At 42.7% G+C, this 17,820-nt stretch carries 18 protein-coding genes; 10 read left to right on the forward strand and 8 right to left on the reverse strand.

Features of this window, described 5'->3' with window-relative positions:
• Window positions 1-53 precede the first annotated feature (53 nt).
• The 3 genes from thrC (at window position 54) to AC6RV6_RS14720 (ending at window position 2,602) form a co-directional block, all read left to right on the forward strand.
• Complete coding sequence (gene thrC / locus AC6RV6_RS14710; RefSeq protein WP_500241618.1) at window positions 54-1,172, forward strand: threonine synthase; 1,119 nt, start codon at window positions 54-56, stop codon at window positions 1,170-1,172.
• Between the two features lie 138 nt (window positions 1,173-1,310).
• Window positions 1,311-1,730: a cupin domain-containing protein gene (locus tag AC6RV6_RS14715; RefSeq protein WP_500241677.1), complete on the forward strand. Its 420-nt coding sequence runs from the start codon at window positions 1,311-1,313 to the stop codon at window positions 1,728-1,730.
• A 221-nt stretch (window positions 1,731-1,951) separates the two neighbouring features.
• Window positions 1,952-2,602: a PEP-CTERM sorting domain-containing protein gene (locus tag AC6RV6_RS14720; protein ID WP_500241619.1), complete on the forward strand. Its 651-nt coding sequence runs from the start codon at window positions 1,952-1,954 to the stop codon at window positions 2,600-2,602.
• Window positions 2,603-2,675: 73 nt separating this feature from the next.
• On the opposite strand, the gene AC6RV6_RS14725 is transcribed toward AC6RV6_RS14720, so the two are convergent.
• Both AC6RV6_RS14725 and rpmF read right to left on the reverse strand, forming a co-directional pair.
• The gene (locus AC6RV6_RS14725; protein WP_500241678.1) at window positions 2,676-3,266 is read right to left on the reverse strand and encodes a sulfite oxidase-like oxidoreductase; all 591 of its coding nucleotides are present in this window, start codon (window positions 3,264-3,266) and stop codon (window positions 2,676-2,678) included.
• Between the two features lie 54 nt (window positions 3,267-3,320).
• Window positions 3,321-3,503 carry a 50S ribosomal protein L32 gene (rpmF, locus tag AC6RV6_RS14730; protein WP_500241620.1) on the reverse strand — a complete coding sequence of 61 codons (183 nt, stop codon included), beginning with the start codon at window positions 3,501-3,503 and terminating at the stop codon, window positions 3,321-3,323.
• Window positions 3,504-3,746: 243 nt separating this feature from the next.
• Here rpmF and AC6RV6_RS14735 point away from each other — a divergent pair, with 243 nt between their 5' ends.
• The 3 genes from AC6RV6_RS14735 to AC6RV6_RS14745 all read left to right on the forward strand — a co-directional run bounded on the left by AC6RV6_RS14735 (window position 3,747) and on the right by AC6RV6_RS14745 (window position 6,616).
• Window positions 3,747-4,121, forward strand: a complete 375-nt coding sequence (locus AC6RV6_RS14735; protein ID WP_500241621.1) for a hypothetical protein — start codon at window positions 3,747-3,749, stop codon at window positions 4,119-4,121.
• Between the two features lie 99 nt (window positions 4,122-4,220).
• On the forward strand, window positions 4,221-5,171 hold the full coding sequence (locus AC6RV6_RS14740; RefSeq protein WP_500241622.1) for a UDP-glucuronic acid decarboxylase family protein: 951 nt from the start codon (window positions 4,221-4,223) through the stop codon (window positions 5,169-5,171).
• A gap of 68 nt (window positions 5,172-5,239) precedes the next feature.
• On the forward strand, window positions 5,240-6,616 hold the full coding sequence (locus AC6RV6_RS14745) for a UDP-glucose dehydrogenase family protein (RefSeq protein WP_500241623.1): 1,377 nt from the start codon (window positions 5,240-5,242) through the stop codon (window positions 6,614-6,616).
• A 92-nt stretch (window positions 6,617-6,708) separates the two neighbouring features.
• Here AC6RV6_RS14745 and AC6RV6_RS14750 read toward each other — a convergent pair whose 3' ends face one another.
• The 3 genes from AC6RV6_RS14750 to AC6RV6_RS14760 all read right to left on the reverse strand — a co-directional run bounded on the left by AC6RV6_RS14750 (window position 6,709) and on the right by AC6RV6_RS14760 (window position 11,816).
• Window positions 6,709-10,266: a DUF4347 domain-containing protein gene (locus AC6RV6_RS14750; protein ID WP_500241624.1), complete on the reverse strand. Its 3,558-nt coding sequence runs from the start codon at window positions 10,264-10,266 to the stop codon at window positions 6,709-6,711.
• A 218-nt stretch (window positions 10,267-10,484) separates the two neighbouring features.
• Window positions 10,485-10,658 (reverse strand): hypothetical protein, encoded by a 174-nt coding sequence (locus AC6RV6_RS14755; protein ID WP_500241625.1) that lies wholly within the window; start codon window positions 10,656-10,658, stop codon window positions 10,485-10,487.
• A 216-nt stretch (window positions 10,659-10,874) separates the two neighbouring features.
• A complete protein-coding gene (locus tag AC6RV6_RS14760) occupies window positions 10,875-11,816 on the reverse strand; it encodes a bestrophin family protein (RefSeq protein WP_500241626.1) in 942 nt (313 codons plus the stop codon).
• Window positions 11,817-12,102: 286 nt separating this feature from the next.
• Between AC6RV6_RS14760 and AC6RV6_RS14765 the strand changes: the two genes are divergently transcribed.
• Window positions 12,103-12,891 carry a class I SAM-dependent methyltransferase gene (locus AC6RV6_RS14765; protein WP_500241627.1) on the forward strand — a complete coding sequence of 263 codons (789 nt, stop codon included), beginning with the start codon at window positions 12,103-12,105 and terminating at the stop codon, window positions 12,889-12,891.
• 135 nt (window positions 12,892-13,026) lie between these two features.
• On the forward strand, window positions 13,027-13,332 hold the full coding sequence (locus AC6RV6_RS14770; protein WP_500241628.1) for a helix-turn-helix domain-containing protein: 306 nt from the start codon (window positions 13,027-13,029) through the stop codon (window positions 13,330-13,332).
• A 34-nt stretch (window positions 13,333-13,366) separates the two neighbouring features.
• Here AC6RV6_RS14770 and AC6RV6_RS14775 read toward each other — a convergent pair whose 3' ends face one another.
• The 3 genes from AC6RV6_RS14775 to AC6RV6_RS14785 all read right to left on the reverse strand — a co-directional run bounded on the left by AC6RV6_RS14775 (window position 13,367) and on the right by AC6RV6_RS14785 (window position 14,876).
• On the reverse strand, window positions 13,367-14,386 hold the full coding sequence (locus AC6RV6_RS14775) for an ABC transporter ATP-binding protein (protein WP_500241629.1): 1,020 nt from the start codon (window positions 14,384-14,386) through the stop codon (window positions 13,367-13,369).
• 99 nt (window positions 14,387-14,485) lie between these two features.
• Entirely contained in the window at window positions 14,486-14,647 is a 162-nt protein-coding gene (gene rd, locus AC6RV6_RS14780; RefSeq protein ID WP_500241630.1) for a rubredoxin, read from the reverse strand.
• Between the two features lie 34 nt (window positions 14,648-14,681).
• A complete protein-coding gene (locus AC6RV6_RS14785) occupies window positions 14,682-14,876 on the reverse strand; it encodes a hypothetical protein (RefSeq protein WP_500241631.1) in 195 nt (64 codons plus the stop codon).
• Between the two features lie 516 nt (window positions 14,877-15,392).
• Between AC6RV6_RS14785 and bchL the strand changes: the two genes are divergently transcribed.
• The gene (bchL, locus tag AC6RV6_RS14790) at window positions 15,393-16,256 is read left to right on the forward strand and encodes a ferredoxin:protochlorophyllide reductase (ATP-dependent) iron-sulfur ATP-binding protein (protein WP_500241632.1); all 864 of its coding nucleotides are present in this window, start codon (window positions 15,393-15,395) and stop codon (window positions 16,254-16,256) included.
• Window positions 16,257-16,344: 88 nt separating this feature from the next.
• Window positions 16,345-17,751 carry a ferredoxin:protochlorophyllide reductase (ATP-dependent) subunit N gene (locus AC6RV6_RS14795; RefSeq protein WP_500241633.1) on the forward strand — a complete coding sequence of 469 codons (1,407 nt, stop codon included), beginning with the start codon at window positions 16,345-16,347 and terminating at the stop codon, window positions 17,749-17,751.
• The last annotated feature ends 69 nt before the right edge of the window (window positions 17,752-17,820 follow it).

Genomic DNA, 17,820 nt, shown 5'->3' on the forward strand with positions numbered 1-17,820 from the left:
AGATAGGATTATCGCTCTTTTCCTATTGCTGCATTCTTCATTCAACGTTAATTGTGGTTTTAAGTCCTTCTACTGCCCCAGTGTCCAGCCTCAATAACAATGCCGATCGCAATGTTCTGCGTTGGCGCGGTCTCATTGAAACTTATCGCGCTTTTTTGCCCGTGAGCGATACGACTCCCGTGGTCACGCTTTTGGAAGGTAATACCCCTTTAATTCCTGCCCCTGCGATCGCACAACGCATCGGTCGAGGGGTAAAAGTATTACTCAAATACGATGGGTTGAACCCGACGGGAAGTTTTAAAGACCGGGGCATGACGATGGCAATATCGAAGGCAAAAGAAGCGGGGGATAAGGCCGTAATTTGCGCTTCTACGGGTAATACATCGGCTTCAGCAGCAGCTTATGCGCGTCGGGCGGGAATCAAAGCCTTTGTCATCGTACCCGATGGTTACATCGCGTTGGGAAAAATGGCGCAAGCCCTCTTGTATGGGGCAGAAGTGATCGCCATTGATGGCAACTTCGATCGCTGTTTGGAAATTGTCCGGCAAATGTCGGATACTTATCCGGTCACTTTAGTTAATTCCCTCAATCCCTATCGCTTACAGGGACAGAAAACAGGAGCTTTTGAAATTATTGACGATTTAGGAGATGCGCCGGATTGGTTGTGCATTCCTGTAGGCAATGCTGGCAATATTTGCGCTTATTGGATGGGTTTTCAGGAGTATCGCGAACAGAGTAAAAGCACGCGCTTGCCCCGGATGATGGGCTTTCAAGCCGCAGGAGCCGCACCGATTGTGATGGGACATCCCATTGAATCCCCTGAAACCCTTGCCACGGCAATTCGCGTGGGAAACCCTGCCAGTTGGCAAAAAGCGATCGCCGCACAGCAAGCCTCGGGAGGAGAAATCAAAGCCGTGACCGATGCAGAAATTTTGGAAGCATATCGCATTTTAGCCAGCGAAGAAGGCGTATTTTGCGAGCCAGCGAGTGCGGCATCCGTGGCAGGTTTATTACAGGTAAAAAATACTGTTCCTGAAGGCGCGACAATTGTTTGTATTTTGACGGGAAACGGTTTAAAAGATCCCGATGCTGCGATCGAACACAGTCATAATGCGATACATTCTGGCGTGAATTCAGATTTGGAAAGTATAGCGAAGGTAATGGGATTTTAACATTTTCTGTAATGAATTAATAGTCATGTGGGTGTCGTCTATACTAAAAGACAAAAATCCACGAATTGCCCTGTAGCATGAACTATGAGTGTTTCTCTAGATAGTATTGCAGATCGTTGTAATATCCCCACTCGCTGCATGATTCCCACGATCAAATCTCCCCAAGATTATGCAGCTTATCGTATCAGTCCTCACGATACTAACCGTTTGGCGATCGTTTTCGATCCTGAAACAGCAACAACATCTTTAACGGTTTGCGTGGAAATTTTCGATCCGGGAGGAAAAACACCTCCCAATCGTCATAATATTGCCGTAGAAATGTTCTTTATCTTGAAAGGTCAAGGAGAAGCAATCTGCGATGGGAAAATCGTTTCTATTCAAGCTGGAGATAGTTTACTCGTTCCTCCAACTGGTATTCACGAGATTCGCAATACCAGTTCGGAAAGACTTTATGCCCTTTGTTTTATGATCCCCAATGAAGATTTTGTAGAATTGATTCGGAGTGGTACGCCGGTAGAACTAGATGAGGAAGATTTTCAAGTTCTCACGCGAACTTAAAAGAGAGTTGGGAAAGATTGAAAAGTTGCTGAGCGAGAATGCGATCGATTACAACGATAGAGGAAATATTTCAAGACAACAAAATAAAAATTTTCACTTTTGCAAGGTATTGAGAAGTGAATTTTTTGTTTTTATTTTAGATTAATATTTTTATATTAGTATATAATAATCTTACCTATTGTAGATCTTCGCGTGGAAATTGTCTTAATTCTCTAAAAACAATGAAATTTCCTCTTTTATCTTCTCGCGTTCTTTGTTATTTCTCGATCGCCTCTATCGCCCTTATTTCGACTGCGATCGCGATCGTCCAACCCGCACAAGCTGCCAGTTTTACCCTTGAAATCGATCCCGCAGCCACTTACTTACGCACTCCCGATAACGATCTCGCTGCTTTAGATGCCGTTGCGATCGATCTTGGCAGTTTGGGGATTAACGGAGGGGATTTTATTACCCTCGAGCAAATAGGTGATTTTTCTCCTTGGGCTTCAATTGGTAGTCCCGAGGTTGGTACACTCATGACAGGTCTATTTAGTACAAGTGCAGAACTACATCCCAGTCAAAACCGACATCGAGTTCCGGGTGCAATTGACTTTGGTAATGACTATTACACGTCAGTAATCAATTATCTTGATAATGATATCTCTGAAGATTTTCCGATTTATCCAGGCCCGATTCATGTGAAAGTTCCCGATCTTGCTACATTTCTCTTTGTTGGTGCAGGAGATCGATACTGGGGTGATAATCGGGACTTTGATAACGATTATGCCTTGAAAATCACCACCGAGCAGCCCATACCCGAACCCTCTACAATTTTAGGGCTTCTTTCCCTTGGTTTATTGGGCACAGGGTCGATTGTCAAACGCAAACAATAGCCATATAAAACATGTAGGGATATTCCATGAAACATCCCTACAACAAATAACCAATAACGAACAACCAATAACATTAACCGCTATATCGTTCTTCTGCCCAAGGTTCACCTCGGGAGTGGTAACCATTGACTTCCCAAAAACCCAATTTTTCGCGATCGCAAAACTCCAAACCATTAATCCATTTGGCACTTTTCCACGCATAAAGGTGAGGAATTACCGTTCGCATCGGACCACCATGAGGAGAAGGAAGCGGTTCGTCAAACAGAGTATGAGCAAAAAAGCTATCTTCCCTAGTAAAATCCTCTAGAGTAACATTAGTTGTATATCCTCCGTAACAGTGCTGCAACACGTGAGTGGCTTGAGGATCGATCGCGATCGCATCCAGAAAATCTGTTATTTTAATTCCCTTCCATTTCACATCAAGTTTTGACCACCGAGTGACACAGTGGAAATCTTGGGTAAATTCTTGTTGAGGGAGTGCCATCATGTCATCCCAAACAAATGTTTTTGGCTCAACCAACCCCCAAACACGCAATTCCCACTCTTGTTGGTTAATTACTGGGGTTTCTCCGTAAGTAAGGACGGGAAACCCTTTCGCGAGATATTGACCCGGGGGGACGCGATCGCTCTGTTCTGCTTCAGGTTTTTGAAAGAATTTACCCATTTCTAACAGCTTTTTCAATTCGTCTCAATAAGTTATCTCGCAACCCAAACTGACTTATTCTTCATTCTCTTCATCATCATCGTCATCAGTGGGATAAACAAAACTGTTTGCCTGTCCGGTGAGGACGGATTTTCCTTGAGATAAAGCTCTTTGTGCCGCGATCGCAGCTTTGCGCTTCCAAGTGGCTCTGCGCTGGTCGCGCTTAGCGTTAGACGTTTTCTTCTTAGGGACTGCCATAATTTCGAGTTGCAAATATGCTAAGTGGACAATTTCTCATTATAGCTTGAATTTGTCCCGGATTTGCCAAGACTGGATTGAAGACAAGCAGACTCATAAAACCCGAAACCATACAATTCCCCAAACCCCCTATCCTAAAATCGAGAAAGGCGCTATATTTAGGGTATACTTAGCTTTCCATTCCTTCAATAACACTATCTGTAGCGTTTTTCTCTTTAATTTTATTCAATTTTATTCTCAGTCATGAGCGCTTTACCCATTCCCGATTTTACCCTCAATACGCCTCAAGAGCTTGCGTCTTATTTACAAGAGGCGGTCTCTTGGCGAGAAATCGAAGCACTGACAGGGAATTATGCCCATTGGAAAGAAGAAGCGTGGGAATTGCTCTCAGATGGCGATCGCGATCGCATTAAAACCCTCAAGCAATGGAAAGATAGCGCGATCGTGCAGAAATTTCCGCTCGGAACGCCCGTTCAGCGTCTCAATGATAGCGAAAATTTAACCGGAGAAGTAATAAATTACTGGCACGCTTACGGTATAGATTATATTACATTTCAAGTTGGTAAAGATACAGATTGGTGTCGGGCAAGCAATCTCAAGCGAATTGGTAATGGGTAAATCTTTAGGAAAACTTTACCTTAAAGTTATTTAACTAGACACCAGCATCAGTCAAGATTAATCTTAAGATCGGACTTAAAAACAGAAAAATCGGACTCTATGAGAATTCTAGTCACGGGAGGAGCGGGTTTTCTCGGTTCTCACCTCATCGATCGCCTGATGCAGGCAGGTCACGAAGTTATCTGTTTGGATAATTTCTATACGGGCAGCAAGCGCAATGTCCTACAATGGCTCGATAATCCTAAATTTGAAGTCATTCGCCACGATGTCACCGAACCCATTCGCCTCGAAGTAGACCAAATTTATCATCTTGCTTGTCCGGCTTCTCCCGTTCACTACCAATCCAATCCCGTTAAGACGATTAAAACCAATGTTATTGGCACGTTAAATATGCTGGGACTGGCAAAACGAGTCAAAGCTAGATTTTTCCTTGCTTCAACTTCTGAAGTGTATGGCGATCCAGAAGTTCACCCTCAGTCAGAAGAGTATCGCGGTAACGTAAATCCGATTGGCATTCGTGCCTGTTACGACGAAGGTAAGCGAGTTGCAGAAACTCTCGCTTATGACTATCATCGCCAAAATGGTGTTGAGGTCAGGGTTGTACGGATTTTTAATACTTATGGCACGAGAATGCTTCCCAATGATGGGCGCGTTGTGAGTAACTTTATCGTTCAGGCACTACAAGGAAAATCTCTCACAGTTTACGGCGATGGTTCGCAAACCCGTAGTTTTTGTTACGTTTCCGACTTAGTTGAAGGATTCATTCGTTTGATGAATAGCGATCGCAACGAACCCGTAAATATTGGCAATCCGGGAGAATATACCATTTTAGAATTAGCACAAACCATTCAGAATATGGTGAATCCCGAAGCCGAACTCAGTTTTAAACCTCTTCCTCAAGACGATCCCAAGCAACGACAGCCGGATATTACCCGTGCTAAAGAATGGTTGAAATGGGAACCAACAGTGCCTCTAGAGGCAGGATTAAAATTAACAATCGATTATTTTCGCGATCGCCTTGCCGAAGAGGGAAAAATAAGTCAGAAATGAGAAAGCATCTCCGAAGTGCTGATTCAGCATCTCTAGCCTTACTTGCAATTGTTTGAGGATTTAATATTATGCGCGTTTGTGTCATTGGAACGGGATATGTCGGTTTAGTCACGGGAGTTTGTTTATCCCAGATCGGACATAAGGTCATTTGTATCGACAACAATGAAGAAAAAGTAAAACTCATGAAGTCCGGACAAACCCCTATTTACGAACCCGGACTTTCCGATCTAATGAAATCTTGCATGAAGTCAGAACGACTAGAATTTACCACAGATCTCGGTTATGGCGTTCATAATAGCGATATTCTCTTCATTGCTGTCGGGACTCCAGCCTTAGCTACGGGAGATAGCGATACTCGTTATGTAGAAGCGGTAGCGCGAGGAATTGGCTCCCATCTCAAAGAAGGTTATAAAGTCATTGTCAACAAATCGACGGTTCCGATCGGTTCGGGAGATTGGGTGCGGATGATCGTTCTCGATGGCGTTTCCGAACGCCAAAAAGCAGAAGGAGGAAGCACGCCCGAGGAAATTAGCGCCGAATTTGATGTGGTGAGTAACCCAGAATTTTTACGGGAAGGTTCGGCAGTTTTTGATACGTTTAACCCCGATCGCATTGTTTTGGGAAGCAATAACCAAAAAGCGCTCGATATGATGGCGGAACTCTATCAACCGCTTGTCGAGCGTACTTTTGGGGAAGAAGAATATAAAGAATTACCCCCAGTTCCCATTGTAATGACCGACCTCAACTCGGCAGAAATGATTAAATATGCCGCGAATTCTTTCCTCGCCACCAAAATTAGCTTTATTAATGAGATTGCCAATATTTGCGATCGCGTCGGGGCGGATGTGGTACAGGTTTCTCAAGGGATTGGCTTAGATTCTCGCATTGGCTCGAAGTTCTTGCAAGCGGGTTTGGGTTGGGGAGGGTCTTGTTTTCCCAAAGATGTCTCGGCTCTCATTCACACCGCCGACGATTACAATTACGAAGCAGAACTTCTCAAATCTGCTGTCAATGTTAACAAGCGCCAACGCCTCCTCGTTTTGGAAAAACTCCAGCAAGAAATTAAAATCTTGAAAGGAAAAGTTGTCGGTTTGTTGGGGTTAACCTTTAAACCCAATACCGATGATATGCGAGATGCACCTTCCTTGGATTTAATCGAACAATTGCATCGTTTGGGGGCAAAAGTGAAGGCTTACGATCCTATTGTTTCTCAAACGGGAATGCGCCACGGTTTGGCGAATGCGATCGTGGAAACCGATCTCGATCGCCTCGCAGATGGTTGCGATGCTCTTGTATTGGTCACGGACTGGGAGCAGTTCAGCAAGATCGACTATGAAAAAATGGCAAAATTAATGAGCAATCCCGTGATTATTGACGGACGCAATTTCCTCGATCGCCAAGCAGCAGAAAAAGCAGGATTTCGCTATATTGGCATCGGTCATTAAAACCGCGCCCAACACGCAAATTAATCGCTGTTAATCCTTGAGAAGCAAAACCCGATCGCAAATTTGCGATCGGGTTCGTTTTTGGTCTCATGCTAGACGATATCTGCAACTGCAATAACATCGTTGAAGTCGAGATCTCCCCCTCCTCTTAAATCTTCAAAACCAAACGTATTATTCCCCAAGAGGCGAATATGATCCGTGCGATCGGGATTTGCATCTTGATAGAGGAAATAAGCCACGAGATCGGCACTATTACTATTATCGGAATTTTCGTTTAAGAACTGTTCTGGGGTACCGTTGACAGTCATAAACGGCGCGTAAATTTTCCCCCCGCTCAAATCTGCGGAAAAACCTGCCGTTCCTTGGTTGGAAACCGCTAATTCTAAACTGGTCACGCGATTTTCGAGGGCGGCGCGAGCATAACCCGCAGAACCCGGTGTAAAACCCCCAACCGTACCGCTTGCATCATCAACCGCATAAAACCCAACGACATTACTGAAAGCGGCTTCTCGATATACCGTAAAGTTACCGCGCACCGACCCAGAAAGCCCTTGTAAATCGAGGACTTCACGACCTTGTTCTTGTAGATTGCCGATGCCGCGAGGCTGTCCGGCATTGGTTTGACGCACCTTTAAAACAACGCCTCGGGCAAATTGCAAGGAATACTCCCCATTGGCAATCTCAATGACCTCCGGTTCTACCGAAAGCGTGCCGCCATCAATATTTTGCAGGATAATGCGAAACTGCTGGCCGGGGGTAGTATTGGGACGCAAGAATTTTTGGGCGCTCACGGCAAATCCACTGGGACGAAAACGACCGGGAAGCGCGTCAAAAAGCGATTGCGGCGTGCCAAAACTACCGTCGGCATTTTGGAAGGCGATACCGATTTGCGTGAATTCGCTCGCTCCATCCCCCGTGAGTTGTAACTCGACGGCATTCCCGCCTTCAGTCCCAACAACAAAGAGCTTTTCACCGCGATTGAAATCTAATTTGTTGGGGTTTTGAGGAGAACTCGAGGGGGGTAATTGCGGTTTGAGAATACCTTGAACGGCAAAATCAAAAGGCGGGGCGGTAATGCTGGTATCGGTGGTGGTAAATTCCACTGTGCCGTTAAAGGTACCGGTGGTGGTGGGATTGAATGCGATCGCAAAACTGGTGGATTGATTCGCGTCTAAACTGGCGAGAAAACCCGTAGTATCGAGGCTAAAAGTTGCCGGATTTGCCCCAGCGATCGCAGGAGTCCCCAGATTAATTGCTTGGGAGCCTCGATTGGTAATGCGGAATTTCGCGGGCTTGGCACTATTGCCCATCACCGGATCGTCGATGAGAATGGGAGTGGGGAAGCCATCCACAATTGTCCGAATCACTCGATCTTGCTCGTCTACCAACTCAACTAACATGGTGGGGTCAATTGCCCCAGTTAGTTTGAAGTTAAAGGGTTCGGTAATTTTAGGATCGTTGGTGGTAAAAGTAATTTCTTCATTAAATTGGCCGACTTTATCGGTTTTCAGTCCGACTTTAAAGGTCGTTGATTGATTTTGGCCGAGGATGCCGTTAAATCCACCGGTATCTAAGACAAACGCCGAATTTGCCCCTCCCACCAGAGACACGGTACCGATATTGAGATCTTGAACGCCGATATTTTCAATTTTGAAGGTGGTAAAACTTTGTGGCGTACCGAAGAGCGTATTGCCAAAGGCGATCGGCGTGGGGGCATTATCTAAAACTGGCGTACCGTTGGGGTCGATGGAAACGCGAACTTCCGGGGCGGGAGCAGTAACTGCCCCGGTAATGCCAAAATCAAAGGGATCGACAATCTGGGAGTCATTAGCGGCAAAATTCACCGTTGCGCCAAACTGTCCGAGGGTATCGGTTTTTAGAGCAACTTTGAAAGAGGTAGATTGATTTTGATTGAGGGTGGTGAGAAATCCTTGGGTATCTAAAACAAAAGCATTTGGAGAAGCACCAACGAGAGTGGGAGTACCCAAAGTCAGGGGATCTTGACCGAGATTTTCAATCTTAAAGGTCGTAAACGTTTGCGTGGCCCCTTGGGTTATATCTCCAAAAGCGATCGCATTGGGTTGACCGTCGCCAATTGTTGGACCATTAGGATCGATAGAAACGCGAATTGTCGGAGGGTTGCTCAGCAATTCGGGGGCATTGGTGGTCGTAACGGTATTGCCTCCTTCATTGACCACTGTCGTCGCACCGGTATTCCCATTTTGATCGAAAGCGTCTTGAACATCTAAACCTCCACCAGAATTATTCTCAATCTTGGTATTGCCGAGAGTTAAACTCGTTCCTGAAACTCCCGGCTCTGCACCATTAGAAATTCCACTGCCAAATTGAGAACTATTATTAGTAATTTGGCTATTTTGAATCGTTAAAACACCGCCATTCACATTACGAATGCCGCCACCACTGCCATTTTGACTTTGATTTTCAGTAATGGTACTGCCGGTAATGGTCATCTCTGCACCGATCGCACCGCTATCCTTATTGCCATCATTATCAATGCCGGCACCGCCATCATCGAGAGCATCTCCTTTGGCAATATTTTTGCTGATGATACTGTTTTCAATCGTTGCTTTTGCCAGTCCTTGTCCGGTTCCTGTATTAATAATTCCCGCCCCATCGTCATCGGCATAATTTTCCGTAATGGTTGAATTATTGCGGATAATTAATTCACCCCCCGAGTTAAATATGCCTCCACCATCATCTGTTGCGCCAGTTGTTCCAACAGCCCGCCCACCTTTAATCGTAACATTATCTAAAGTGAGCTTTCCTCTTCCATTTCCGAAGCCAACAGTACCGAGTCCAGCAACGAGAATAATGCGGAAATCCGGCGCACCTCCATTCCGTTGAATTGTCGAACCGTTGCCATTAATCGTAATATCATCCAAAATTACGGGTAATCCCGTTGCACCGTAAAAGTTATCTATATTTTCGGCTTGAGTTAAATCAAAGGTTGTATTTGCGGCTAGATTAATTGTGTCGGCTTCTGGGGTGGTGTTTGCATCTTTAATACTTTGAATTAATTCGGTAATATTATTAGCATTAAAAACAGCTAAAACTGACGAATAAGATGCTATAACTTCAGGTCTAAAGGCTAAAGTCGTATCGATCGCTCTCGTCGTATATTCTAATGCCCAAGTTCCTCCCCAAGCGGCATTTCCAGTTAAATCGGCGGAAGCGGCAATTTTTGCCCTTGTCATTTCGCCGATCGCCGTTGTAAATTCTTCCCCTTGTCTCCCTTTGGCAACTTGACAGCCATAGAGTAGGATTTCAAAGTTTGAGAAGGATTTTTGCCAATGTTGAAGGAGATATTGATAAGTCTTTAAGTTATCGAGATTGAGCTTGGTATTGCCAATATAGAGGCTACCGGGAGCGCCGTGACAGATAAGGTGTAAGCTGGTAAATCCTTGATGGCGAGCGAGATATTCGCTAATTTGGACAATCCCATCGATTTCGGGATCGAGTTGAAACACCGTCGCCCCCGGGAGAACACCTGTTTTGAGATGGTGAACGTCGGAGATGCTAGGATCGATAATCACCAGCATTCCTTCCCCGCGATCGCCTGATTTGACAAGGGATTTTACAGAGTCATTCCCTGTCGTGCAGTGCTTGTGAAGAAGATTGGATTTACTCATCGCTCAATTCTCGCGCTCCTCAATTGATGCAGCTTTTCACTCGTGCCTTTATTAAGATTATCCTCTCAGAGAAAAATTGGGGAGAGAAATTATGCTGATACTCTTGAAAGAAAAAATTAAACTTATGTCCAAGTATCTCTCAAGACAGTATCTTCAGATACACACGAAACCCCCAAAACACTTGAATTTTAGGGGTTTGATGATTAATTTTTCTGTGTTTACCGATGTATAATCACTTCACCTCCATCAATGCCAAAGCGAAGCCGAATCATTCCATCGTAACGGAATACGATCGCCGAAACGACAACAACACTGAGACAAAGGACGCTGATGATTACCGTTCGGAGTACAAGGTTATTAACCTTCCGAATAGGATTCTGTTGCTTATTCATTTGGTATCTTGGAGTTAGTCTGCATTCCCCTGCTTTTGCAGGGGGATTTTCTTTACGATCCCGGTGGAAACCAATACTCATTCAGGCATGAATTTGTCAACCGCCGCAATACCATCAAATCTTAATCTAAGGCTGAAAAATTGGGGAGGGGCATTTTGCGGATATTCTTTGAAGAAAGATTAAGCGATCGAGGTTTTGAGGCAATAGATAGATTTGCTAATTGTTAATTGTTAATTGTTCGTCGATATTAATTTTCATAGTTTGACAGATTGCATCTAAAGGCAGATCGTTGGGATCGTGACCAAAAGGATTTTCAATTTCCAGACCGATCGCTTCAATACCAAAGACCGTAAAACTAATAATTCCCACAACGATCGCCGTTCCCCAGCCAAATTCACTAACTAATTGTGACGGCAGACAACAACAGTAAACAAATAAGAGTTGTTTTAAATGAATTGAATACGCTAAAGGAATCGGCGTTTTTAAAATGCGCTCGCATCCGCCTAACACATCTACCATTGTTTGGAGAAGTTGCAACATAGACAGTAAATAACTCATCTCGATGCGATCGCGTGCAGATTGTTTTTTGATATAATCTCCAATCCAAAAGGCAATCTCTAAGGGAGGATTATTCATTAATTGTAACTGTTCGTGGCGATCGCGAGACATGAGTTCTGCGAGTTCGCGATCGACAGGCTCGCCTCGTAAATGCAGCTTGGTTGCGATCGCAAAAGCGGGTAACAATTGAATTATTGCGATCTTTTCTATTTTATCTTGTGGCTCTTCTTCAGTGATTCCTACCCAGAGTTCTCGGGCGAGATTGCGAACGGTATTAATTAAAATACCCCATAATTTTCTCCCTTCCCAAAAGCGTTCGTAAGCAGTATTGGTTCTAAATACGAGGAGCAGTCCGAGAACAAGGCTAGAAACAATACTGGTTTGAGAAGGTAAGGCAACGGGAAGTTGTAAATAAAATAGCTGAGAAATGATAAGACTGAGAATAACAAAAAGAACAACGCGCGGAAAAATTACGGGAATGACTGAAAAATGTAATTGGAAAATCAATCCAAACCAGTCATTTTGTTCGACGATCGTTATCTGTTGATTGCGCTTTAAAATTTTGAGAAAATTGGGGATTTTTGAAAACTTACGAGCCATTCGTTTCGCCAAATAGAAGCACAAAAGTGATGGTAATGCGATCGCGTCTTATTGTCAATAGAGAGAAATAGATGTATTTTAATGAACCTTGTCAAGTATTTTCATGAATCTTAATAAATAGCGATCGCTTTTTTGTTTGCGTCCTAATTCTCGATCGTTCATCTTTTACAAAGAGATAACATGAAGTAAAATTAAATATTCAGGTCAAGACAATGAGCAAGGAGCGAGCATTAACTTCTCCTCTCTTCTCAATTTAACACATATAATCAATCGCTAAAATAGATGAATGGCAGATAAAAACAAAGAAACGTATCAAGCCTCTAATATTGTCTCATACTATACACAACTCAATCTACTGCAACCTGCAGAACAGACTATCTTAGATCGTTTAAAAGACCGATTGCCGGCTTTCAAAATGTTAGATATTGGCATCGGAGGAGGACGAACAACACAACACTTTGCTCCTTTAGTCAAAGAATATACAGGGATCGATTATTCTGGTGAGATGATTGCGGCTTGTCAGCAAAGATTTACCAATACTTCTCAAGCAATGATCCTAGAAATTGGCGATGCCAGAAAGATGAGGTTTGCTGATAATTCCTTTGATTTTATTTTGTTTAGTTTTAATGGAATTGATTATGTTTCTCATCGCGATCGCTTACAAATTCTGCAAGAAATACACAGAGTAGGAAAGCCGGATTGTTATCTTTTCTTTTCCAGTCATAATCTTCAGAGTATGGCGAGAGTATTTGATTATAAAACACATATTAGTCTCAATCTTTTTAAAACTTATGTTGATTTGGTGATGTTTGCATTGCTCAAACGATTTAATCCTGCAATTAATTGCGATCGTCTCAAAAATTCCAGTTATGTCATTCTCAGAGATGAGTCTCATAACTTCCGTCTCTCTACTTACTATATTCGACCAGAGGAACAGGTAAAACAACTAGAAGCCAATTTTAAGAACATTGAAATCTATTCATGGCAAAACGGACAGAAGTTATTAGACGCAAGGGATTCATCTTTAGATTCGGATATGTGGCTTTATTATTTTTGTGTTGTCAAAATTGGATAGCTCTGATAATCGACCAAGTATACACAAAGAAAATACAAACCTAATATGATGCCAACAACCTACTCTAACCTTTTAGTTAAAGTAAAACCAAAACCCATTCATTCTAAAGCTGAGAAAGACTATTTTTTGGATCGAATGAATGAACTTCTGTCTATTGATGAAGAAGAATTAACAGAAGAGCAAGGGGATTTGCTGGAATTATTGGCTATTCTCATCGAGGATTATGAAAAAAAGCATTATAATCCTCCTCAAAAAGCGACTCTCAATGATATCCTTAAAGAACTTATGGACGCTCACGAGCTTAAACAAAAAGATCTCCTTGACATTTTTGGCTCTAAAAGGATTGCTTCTGAAGTCATTAATAATAAAAGAAGCATTAGTAAAAATCAAGCTAAGGCTTTAGGAGATCGCTTTAATCTTCCTCCCTCACTATTTCTCTAAAGAGAAGAGACAACAAAAATAAATAAATTAAAAATTATTTCATCTGTTGTTTCTTCTCTTTCTTTAAATCTCGCATTCCTGTGGCTGCTAATTCTGCATCCATTAACGTGCGTCCCGTTGCTGCTAAATAAACATCATCCAAACTCGGTCGCGATTGTGCCATGCTAAAGGTCGGTAAACCAATTTCTGATAAGGATTTTTCAATTTGTGTTAACGAATTACTTTCTCGCTGGACGATCAAATTTAAAGAGTTTCCTTGTGCTTCGTTAATAATTGCTTCTTCTACAAAAGGTAGAGTTAATAATCGTGACTTTGCTTTTTCGGCTTCTTCTTGAGGAGAAAACTCGCGAATTCTTAATGTCACCCGATCGCCACCGACTTTATCTTTTAATTCTGAAGGACTTCCTTCGGCTAAAACAATACCGCGATCGATAATGGCAAGGCGATCGGCAAGAGCATCAATTTCCTCTAAATAATGACTGGTAATCAATACTGTTGTGCCAGCTTCACGTAATTTTCGCAAGAAATCCCAAGCCACAAAACGACTTTCAATATCTAACCCTACCGTCGGTTCATCTAACACTAATACATCCGGTTGATGTAGTAAACCTGCCGCTAAATCTAACCGTTTTCGCAGTCCTCCGGAATAAGTTCCTGTTTTTTTATCTGCATATTCTTGTAATCCCAAAAGGTTTAATAATTGGTTAATGCGCTCTTTGCTCATTTTAGCGGGAAGATGATACAAGGCAGCTTGTAGCTGTAATAATTCTCGTCCTGTGAGCACTTTATCCAGTGCCACTTCTTGTGCTACATAACCAAGACGCTTTCTCGTTTGTTTTGGGTTGGCGATCGCAGAAACCCCACAAACTTCAATTTTGCCTGCATCAGGTTTAGAGAGAGTACACAAACAACGAATTGTAGTGGTTTTTCCCGCACCATTGGGTCCGAGTAAGCCAAAAACTTCTCCCCGTCCAACCTTAAAAGAGATGTCTTTGACTGCTTCTACATCTCCATAGTTTTTCTTAAGATTCTCGACTAAAACGGCAGCACTCATAAAGACACAAATTTAAACGATTTTTTTGTAAAAAAGAAGAACTATCCCAGATATTGTAGATAGCCTTTCTTCAAATTATGTCATAAAAATTTACAAACTTTATTCGTCAGGTTCAAAATCACCTTTACCAACTCCGCAAACCGGGCAAACCCAATCATCGGGAATATCTTCAAAAGCGGTTCCCGGTGCAATTCCGCTATCGGGATCGCCTTCTTCAGGATTGTAGGTGTAACCACAAACGCTGCATACATATGTTTTCATGGTCGTTTCTCCTCTCATTGCCTCGGATTTTAGCTTAAAAGCGCCGACTTTTCTCGACAAAAAAGAGAATCCCCGTTGCGATCGCCAATAAAATCAGAAACCAGACGATCCCACCGGGTATAAAGGACAAAATTTCCATTCCTCGCAGGATATAGACAAAAATGGCAAGGGTCGCAACTAGATAAAAAAGGTTGCTAATGATGGTTTCTGACTGAGGAGGAAAAGCCATTTCAATGAACAATGAGCAATGAGTAGTGAAGATTCCCGTTGATCGAATCTTCTTTTATTGTTGTCGTATTGGAGAGACTTGGGGAAAATGTAAGGATTCTTTACGTTAATTGGAGTTCGCGATCGCATTCGCCTTTCTCAGCCGATATTTTTTAGCGTCCTATCCAGATATTCCCGATCCTGCGCTGCATTCTTCGGATTTTAGTTAACGAGATCGATCCCTTAGAGACTTGACAAAATAAATAAAATATGAAAATATCGAGTAAGTATTTTTTTGTCTATTGTAACTATTTTTATAAAAATGAAACATAAATCCTCTGAATTTGCGATTTTTTGAGATTTTAAAGAAAATAGGGGATTTTTCAGTAAAAGATTGTAATCAAGCTAGTCTTACTACAGATTTAGGGCGTTTTTCATTTTTACCGTCCCTTTGCAAGAGCGATCGCTTTGGTCATAATGCAGAGAACGAACTCACCCGCTAATCTACGATCGCCATAACAAGAGGAGATAAAGAAACATGAAACTTTCAGTTTACGGAAAAGGTGGAATTGGCAAATCGACAACCAGTTGCAATATTTCTGTTGCCTTAGCAAAACGAGGTAAAAAAGTCCTACAAATTGGCTGCGATCCCAAACACGACAGCACTTTCACCCTCACGGGATTTTTGATTCCCACCATCATCGATACCCTACAGGAAAAAGATTTTCACTACGAAGACATTTGGCCGGAAGATGTTATCTATAAGGGCTATGGCGGCGTACATTGTGTAGAAGCGGGTGGTCCTCCTGCTGGTGCGGGTTGCGGCGGCTATGTCGTCGGTGAAACTGTTAAACTTTTAAAAGAACTCAACGCCTTTGACGAATACGATGTCATTCTTTTTGACGTACTCGGAGACGTAGTTTGTGGTGGATTTGCCGCCCCTTTGAACTATTCTGACTATTGTATGATTGTTACCGATAATGGCTTTGATGCCTTATTTGCTGCCAATCGCATCGCGGCATCGGTACGAGAAAAAGCCCGCACTCATCCCCTGCGTTTGGCAGGTTTAATTGGCAATCGGACATCAAAGCGGGATTTAATCAATAAGTATATCGAAGCGGTTCCCATGCCCGTATTGGAAGTTTTACCCTTAATTGAAGATATTCGGGTTTCTCGAGTAAAAGGGAAGACATTATTTGAAATGGCAGAAAGCGATCCCTCTTTAAATTATGTCTGCGATTACTATTTGAATATTGCCGATCAAGTTTTGGCTTTACCCGAAGGAGTTGTTCCCAAAGATGCACAAGATCGGGATTTATTCTCCTTATTATCCGACTTCTATCTCAATCCCCCCGAAGCGCCTAAAACTGAATCCGAAGAACTCGATCTCATGATGGTCTAATTCAGTTATCAGTTATCAGTTATCAGTTATCAATGCGTATTGGTAATTGATAATTGTTCATTTTCATTATTTAAAGGAGAATTAAGGCATGACAGTTGCACAACAAGAACCTGAAGCATTGAATTTTGAGTGTGAAACAGGGAATTATCATACGTTTTGTCCGATTAGTTGCGTTGCTTGGTTGTACCAAAAGATTGAAGATAGTTTCTTTTTGGTAATCGGGACGAAAACTTGCGGTTACTTCCTGCAAAATGCAATGGGAGTCATGATTTTTGCAGAACCTCGTTATGCAATGGCAGAGTTGGAAGAAGGGGACATTTCTGCCAAACTCAATGATTACGAAGAACTGAAAAGATTGTGCGACCAAATTAAACGCGATCGCAATCCTAGCGTCATCGTTTGGATCGGCACTTGTACCACAGAAATCATTAAAATGGACTTGGAAGGATTAGCTCCCAAGTTAGAGGCAGAAATCGGTATTCCCATTGTCGTTGCAAGGGCAAATGGCTTGGATTATGCTTTCACTCAAGGAGAAGATACCGTCCTCGCAGCAATGGCACAACGCTGTCCCAAAGAAGCACAGGTGAAAGAGGATGAAAAAGGCGATCGCAATGCCATTCAAAAACTCCTCAATTTCGGACGCAAAACAGATGAAGGAACAACAGAAGAATCAGAATTCAAAGATCATCCACCTTTAGTCTTATTTGGTTCGCTTCCCGATCCCGTCGTAACTAACCTATCTCTAGAACTGAAAAAGCAAGGGATTAAAGTATCGGGTTGGTTGCCAGCTAAGCGTTATACGGAATTACCGGTTGTAGAAGAAGGTTATTATGTTGCTGGCGTGAATCCTTTCCTTTCTCGCACTGCAACCACATTAATGCGCCGTCGTAAGTGTAAACTCATTGGTGCGCCATTTCCGATCGGTCCTGATGGAACTCGCGCCTGGATCGAAAAAATTTGCTCGGTCTTTAATATCGAACCTCAAGGATTAGAAGAACGAGAAGCGGCAATTTGGGCGAGTATGGAAGACTATCTCCAACTCATTCGCGGTAAATCTGTTTTCTTCATGGGAGACAATTTGCTCGAGGTTTCTTTGGCGCGTTTTCTCATTCGTGCGGGAATGACAGTTCCTGAAATTGGTATTCCTTACATGGATAAACGCTATCAAAAAGCTGAATTAGAATTGTTAGCAAAAACCTGTCAGGATATGAGAGTTCCCGCACCAACAATTGTGGAAAAACCCGACAATTACAACCAAATTCAGCGAATTTACGATTTAGAACCGGATTTGGTGATTACAGGAATGGCTCATGCAAATCCGTTAGAAGCGCGAGGAATTAATACTAAATGGTCGGTAGAATTTACCTTTGCTCAAATGCACGGGTTTACCAATTCACGAGATATTCTCGAATTAGTCACTCGTCCCCTTCGTCGTAACAATTCTCTCAAGGATTTGGGTTGGGATAAGTTGGTGAAGGAGGAAGCAGTAGTTTAATTGCTTGTTTGATTGCAAGCGATCGCTTACATATTATTTAAAACAGGGCAAATAAATGTTTGCCCTGTT

The sequence above is a fragment of the Spirulina sp. LEGE 11439 genome (assembly GCF_059821285.1).

Excerpts from the sequence above, each read along its gene's own strand:
- AC6RV6_RS14715 (WP_500241677.1), top strand. The coding sequence starts at position 1,311 with ATGATTCCCACGATCAAATCTCCCCAAGATTATGCAGCTTATCGTATC.
- AC6RV6_RS14720 (WP_500241619.1), top strand. The coding sequence starts at position 1,952 with ATGAAATTTCCTCTTTTATCTTCTCGCGTTCTTTGTTATTTCTCGATC.
- AC6RV6_RS14725 (WP_500241678.1), bottom strand. The coding sequence starts at position 3,266 with ATGGGTAAATTCTTTCAAAAACCTGAAGCAGAACAGAGCGATCGCGTC.
- rpmF (WP_500241620.1), bottom strand. The coding sequence starts at position 3,503 with ATGGCAGTCCCTAAGAAGAAAACGTCTAACGCTAAGCGCGACCAGCGC.
- AC6RV6_RS14735 (WP_500241621.1), top strand. The coding sequence starts at position 3,747 with ATGAGCGCTTTACCCATTCCCGATTTTACCCTCAATACGCCTCAAGAG.
- AC6RV6_RS14740 (WP_500241622.1), top strand. The coding sequence starts at position 4,221 with ATGAGAATTCTAGTCACGGGAGGAGCGGGTTTTCTCGGTTCTCACCTC.
- AC6RV6_RS14745 (WP_500241623.1), top strand. The coding sequence starts at position 5,240 with ATGCGCGTTTGTGTCATTGGAACGGGATATGTCGGTTTAGTCACGGGA.
- AC6RV6_RS14750 (WP_500241624.1), bottom strand. The coding sequence starts at position 10,266 with ATGAGTAAATCCAATCTTCTTCACAAGCACTGCACGACAGGGAATGAC.
- AC6RV6_RS14755 (WP_500241625.1), bottom strand. The coding sequence starts at position 10,658 with ATGAATAAGCAACAGAATCCTATTCGGAAGGTTAATAACCTTGTACTC.
- AC6RV6_RS14760 (WP_500241626.1), bottom strand. The coding sequence starts at position 11,816 with ATGGCTCGTAAGTTTTCAAAAATCCCCAATTTTCTCAAAATTTTAAAG.
- AC6RV6_RS14765 (WP_500241627.1), top strand. The coding sequence starts at position 12,103 with ATGGCAGATAAAAACAAAGAAACGTATCAAGCCTCTAATATTGTCTCA.
- AC6RV6_RS14770 (WP_500241628.1), top strand. The coding sequence starts at position 13,027 with ATGAATGAACTTCTGTCTATTGATGAAGAAGAATTAACAGAAGAGCAA.
- AC6RV6_RS14775 (WP_500241629.1), bottom strand. The coding sequence starts at position 14,386 with ATGAGTGCTGCCGTTTTAGTCGAGAATCTTAAGAAAAACTATGGAGAT.
- rd (WP_500241630.1), bottom strand. The coding sequence starts at position 14,647 with ATGAAAACATATGTATGCAGCGTTTGTGGTTACACCTACAATCCTGAA.
- AC6RV6_RS14785 (WP_500241631.1), bottom strand. The coding sequence starts at position 14,876 with ATGGCTTTTCCTCCTCAGTCAGAAACCATCATTAGCAACCTTTTTTAT.
- bchL (WP_500241632.1), top strand. The coding sequence starts at position 15,393 with ATGAAACTTTCAGTTTACGGAAAAGGTGGAATTGGCAAATCGACAACC.
- AC6RV6_RS14795 (WP_500241633.1), top strand. The coding sequence starts at position 16,345 with ATGACAGTTGCACAACAAGAACCTGAAGCATTGAATTTTGAGTGTGAA.